Here is a 4,583-nt window from a genome sequence, read left to right as displayed (position 1 = left end):
TTGCTGCTCAGTTTACCGCCTTTTTTAACTGGTCAAACATCGGTTCGGTCATGGCGGTATCGGGAGCGAATTTCCTAAATGACATCGGACTGACAGGGCCTTTGTTGTTGGTTGGGTTTATTCTGATTTGTGCTTTTGTCAATCTTATGCTCGGCTCGGCATCGGCTCAGTGGGCGATTACCGCACCGATTTTTGTGCCCATGCTCATGCTGACAGGTTATGCTCCAGAGATGATTCAGGCGGCGTATCGTATTGGCGATAGCAGTACCAACATCATCACTCCGATGATGAGTTACTTTGGACTTATCATGGCGGTGGCGATTCGCTACAAAAAAGACACAGGGGTCGGCACACTCATGTCGCTCATGGTTCCATACTCGCTCTTGTTCTTGGTGGGGTGGACGGCGTTGTTCTGCATTTGGGTGTTTGCCTTGGGTCTGCCCGTAGGGCCAGGGGCTGCGACTTATTACACGCCTTAATCTTGCCAGATAATAAAAATCCCTTGTTTGATGACAAGGGATTTTATATTTTAAGCAATCAATTTATCCAAAATCTTCCCATAAATCAGCGTTAATTTCTCCAAATCATCAATGCTTACTTTTTCGTCTATCTGATGAATAGTGTCATTTAATACGCCAAGTTCAACCACTTGGGCGTTCATAATCGGAGCAATAAACCGCCCGTCTGATGTTCCGCCTGAGGTGGACAGCTTACTGTCCGTGCCTGTAACGTCCTTGATGGCGGACACGACAGCGTCCACAAACTCGCCTTTTGGGGTCAAAAATGGCTCGCCTGATAAGCTCCATTCAATGTCATAAGTCGCCTTGGAATTGGCAAAGTGCTTATCTAAAATGGCATGGGTTTTTGCCTGTAAGCTCTCGGCAGTGTTTTCGGTGCAAAAACGGAAGTTAAACAGCACCTCCACGCTATTGGGTATGACGTTGGTCGCCCCTGTACCGCCATTTATGTTGGATATTTGCATACTGGTGGCAGGAAAATAGTCGTTGCCCGTATCCCACTCACACGCCACAAGTTCGGCAAGGGCGGGGGCAAGCTCGTGCATGGGATTGACCGCCAGATGTGGATAGGCGATGTGTCCTTGCTTGCCTATTACGGTGAGCTTGGCGTTTAGTGAGCCACGTCTGCCGTTTTTGATGACATCGCCAAGCACGCTCGTGCTAGACGGCTCGCCCACCAGACAAAAATCCATACGCTCACCCCGCTTGGCAAGCTCCAATGCCACCTTGTGCGTACCGTTAATCGCCACCCCTTCTTCGTCTGCGGTGATAAGTAGCGAAATGTCGCCTTTGTGGTCGGGGTGAGCCTTGATAAATTCATCGCACGCCACACAAAAGCAGGCAATGGCGGTCTTCATGTCGCTTGCCCCACGCCCCCACAGATAGCCGTCAGATACGGTTGCCGAAAAAGGCGGATACGTCCATAGGCTCTCATCGCCCACAGGCACGACATCGGTATGCCCTGCAAAGCATAGATGGGCGGCGGCGGGGTCAGAGCCTTTTTTCTTGGCGTATAGGTTTTTGATTTGGGCGTTTTTGCCGTTGTGATTTGGGTCGCCAAAATACAAAAATTCGCACTCAAAGCCCAATTTCCCCAAATAGTCTGCCAAGATATTTTGGCACTCAAAATCATTGGGGGTAATGGACGGCTCTTTTAAAAGGTGAGTGGATAGGGATAAGGTGGGGGTCATGGGGTTTTCCTAATTAAATTTTATAAATTGTATTTGAAAATTGGTTGATGACTATGGTTTTTAAACCAACCTCTCATCACGCCGAAGCCACGTGGCAATAGAAAACCGAGTACGATTGGTAATTTCCACTTGGTGGAGCAGATTGCTATCAAACACCACAAGGCGGTTAAGCTGTGGCAAAAGCCCGGTAGTCTCACCCGTTTTATCCACCACCGTTATCGCACCGCCATTGTCCGCCGTCCAGTTGTCATTTAAATAAAACACCGCAGAGATGACCCGCTCATCTCGCCCTTTGGGGTTGTCCGAGTGCCATTTATAGCCAAAGCCTGATGGATAGCGTGCATAATGAGCTTCTGATGAGCGAATGCCTGTGTATAGTGTGGTGTTAAAATACCGCCCAAGCTCATTAATCGCCCCAAGGTACGCCGACCCCACAGGGCAGGACTCATCAATCCAGCGAATGCTGTCGCCACGAATGGCAGTCTCTCGCTCGCCGTGGGTCAGATGAGCTTGCCTGTATTCTATAAATCCGCTCTCGGCTTGTAAGGCGGTCAAGTCGGTGGCATGAAAGACATCATCAAGCACCATCGTGCCTGTGGCGATAAAGTCATCAAGCTTGGCATCAATCAAGGCGTGCCAGTCGGCATAAAAGGTTGTCATACAAATAAAAATAGCTAAAAACAATCAACTATGTTACCATAAACTCATCCAAAAAACACAGACCATAATAGACCAACATGAACTATAAACACGCTTATCATGCAGGTAACTTTGCTGACGTTGCCAAGCATATTTTGTTATTACAGCTACTTTCTCAATTCTCCGCCAAAGCCAAACCTTATTATGTCTTAGATGCTTATGGTGGGCGCGGTTTGTACTCACTAGAGAGTACGGAAGCCACCAAGACAGGCGAGGCAAACAAAGGAATTCTTGCGCTAGAGATTGCTAATATTGGTACACCGCCAAAAGCCGTCGCTCAGTATCTATTAGATCTTGACATCGCTCGCAAGACCTACGACAAGCACGTCTATCCGGGGTCGCCTTGGTGGATTGCCAATCATGCCTTGCACCATTCAAAAGACGCTCCACTTCGTGCCGAAGCCTTTGAAGCGGTGGCGGATGAATACGATGCACTGAATTATCAGTTATACCAACTGCCGATCGGAGTTCATCATCGTGACGCCTTTGAAGGCGTGCCTGCGGTACTACCTCCAAAAGAGAAGCGTGGCATTATCTTGCTTGATCCGCCATTTGAGCAAGAACATAAAGATTTTAGTCGTTTAGTAGATTTGCTTGTGGCAAGCCATAAGAAATTTGCCACAGGAACATTCGTACTGTGGTATCCGATTAAGAATAAAGAAGCGGTAGAATTGTTCTACAAAAAAATGAAACGTACCGAAATCCGCCGTCAGTTGGTATGTGAGCTGAATCTATATCCTAATGACGTGGCGGTGGGCATGAATGGCACAGGATTGCACATTATTAATCCGCCTTGGCAATTTGATGTGCATGCCAAAGAAATCCTGCAGACGCTTGCACCAATTCTAAAACCAGCAGATGCACCTGCCATGAATATTGAAGACATGGCAGTCGTAAAATGGCTGGTCGGAGAATGATGTATGAAGAAGTCAGACGATCATCTAAATGACTTTGATGATGCAGGCGGTATCACTTTTGAAGTTGTTGAAAGTGAAGCCATAGATGGGCAGCGACAAGTAAGAAAGGGCGTCTATCTCGTTCCTAATCTCATCACTACAGCATCTATGCTGTGTGCGTTCTTCTCCATCGTCGCTAGTAGCGAAGGCGCTTACTATAAGGCGGCTTTAGCAATTTTTCTATCTGCTGTGCTTGATGGCATGGATGGTAGAGCTGCACGCATCTTAAATGCACAAAGTCCATTTGGCGAACAGTTTGACAGTTTAGCGGATTGTATTGCTTTTGGACTTGCACCCGCGATGCTTGTTTATCAGTTTGCTCTGCATGATTTAGGGCGTTTTGGCTTGGCATGCGCTTTTGTATTCACAGCTTGCGCGGCGTTTCGTTTGGCGCGTTTTAATGTGCAGATTGGCGAAGTTGATAAGAAGTACTTTATTGGATTGGCCAGTCCTTTGGCGGCGATTTTATTGGCGTCAAGCGTCATGGTTGCGATTGATCATGCTGATTGGTTGGGGAGTGTGGGCAATAACATCGGCGTGGCGGAATTTGCCTTCGCTGCATGGGTTGTGATCTGTGGATTGCTCATGGTGAGTAATGTTAAATATTACTCCTTTAAGGAATTTGACCGTCAGAAGGTACCATTTGTGGCATTGATCATTGGGGTGCTCGTCATGGGTGCGGTGCTTTATGATCTGCCTGTGGGTATATTAGCCATTGGTATTATTTATGCGCTGTCGGGCTTTGTCACCACATTTAAAGCTAAAAGGTAGGCGTAAACGCTTTCAAAAAGACCCAAAGATAACCAATATGTCTTTGGGTCTTTTTTTATGATTGATTTTAATTATTAAATTATTATAAAAATCATATACTTATAAAATTTATTTAAATTTATCAAAAATAATGATTGACGCCATCCAAATAATCCGTATAATACGCACCACTTAAAGCGATCAGCGAAACATCTGAATCAATATTAAGAAAAAATTTAAAAAAAGTGCTTGACTTTACAATCAAATCGATTATAATAACAAGCCTTGACCGACAAAAAGGTCATCAGCTAAATCAGACGATGATTAGCACACTATTTAAAATCCAAACTAAAGAACAACTTGTGTGGATTTTTGTCAATACAAGATAATTCAATAAATAATATATAAATATTCATTTATTAGTTATTAAGACAAAAATACTCAAAGTTAATTCATTTACACGATGAGCA

General features: G+C 45.3%; 5 protein-coding genes. 3 read left to right on the top strand and 2 right to left on the bottom strand.

The window, feature by feature from the left end; all coding sequences use genetic code 11:
* Positions 1 to 479 (top strand): AbgT family transporter (locus GY683_RS03340; RefSeq protein WP_297287401.1); only part of this gene is annotated, 479 nt, incomplete at its 5' end.
* A gap of 50 nt (positions 480 to 529) precedes the next feature.
* On the opposite strand, the gene dapE is transcribed toward GY683_RS03340, so the two are convergent.
* Both dapE and GY683_RS03330 read right to left on the bottom strand, forming a co-directional pair.
* Positions 530 to 1,708, bottom strand: coding sequence for a succinyl-diaminopimelate desuccinylase (gene dapE, locus GY683_RS03335; protein ID WP_297287400.1), 1,179 nt, complete (start codon positions 1,706 to 1,708; stop codon positions 530 to 532).
* Between the two features lie 60 nt (positions 1,709 to 1,768).
* Positions 1,769 to 2,368, bottom strand: a complete 600-nt coding sequence (locus GY683_RS03330; RefSeq protein WP_297287399.1) for a 2OG-Fe(II) oxygenase — start codon at positions 2,366 to 2,368, stop codon at positions 1,769 to 1,771.
* Positions 2,369 to 2,445: 77 nt separating this feature from the next.
* Between GY683_RS03330 and GY683_RS03325 the strand changes: the two genes are divergently transcribed.
* Both GY683_RS03325 and pssA read left to right on the top strand, forming a co-directional pair.
* A complete protein-coding gene (locus tag GY683_RS03325) occupies positions 2,446 to 3,324 on the top strand; it encodes a 23S rRNA (adenine(2030)-N(6))-methyltransferase RlmJ (RefSeq protein WP_297287398.1) in 879 nt (292 codons plus the stop codon).
* Between the two features lie 3 nt (positions 3,325 to 3,327).
* Entirely contained in the window at positions 3,328 to 4,134 is an 807-nt protein-coding gene (pssA, locus tag GY683_RS03320) for a CDP-diacylglycerol--serine O-phosphatidyltransferase (protein WP_297287397.1), read from the top strand.
* Positions 4,135 to 4,583 lie beyond the last annotated feature (449 nt).

The organism is Moraxella sp. (genome assembly GCF_024227015.1).
Taxonomy (GTDB): domain Bacteria; phylum Pseudomonadota; class Gammaproteobacteria; order Pseudomonadales; family Moraxellaceae; genus Moraxella.
The sequence above is the reverse complement of the archived record's forward strand: the minus strand, read 5'-3'. Positions and strand labels throughout refer to the sequence as shown.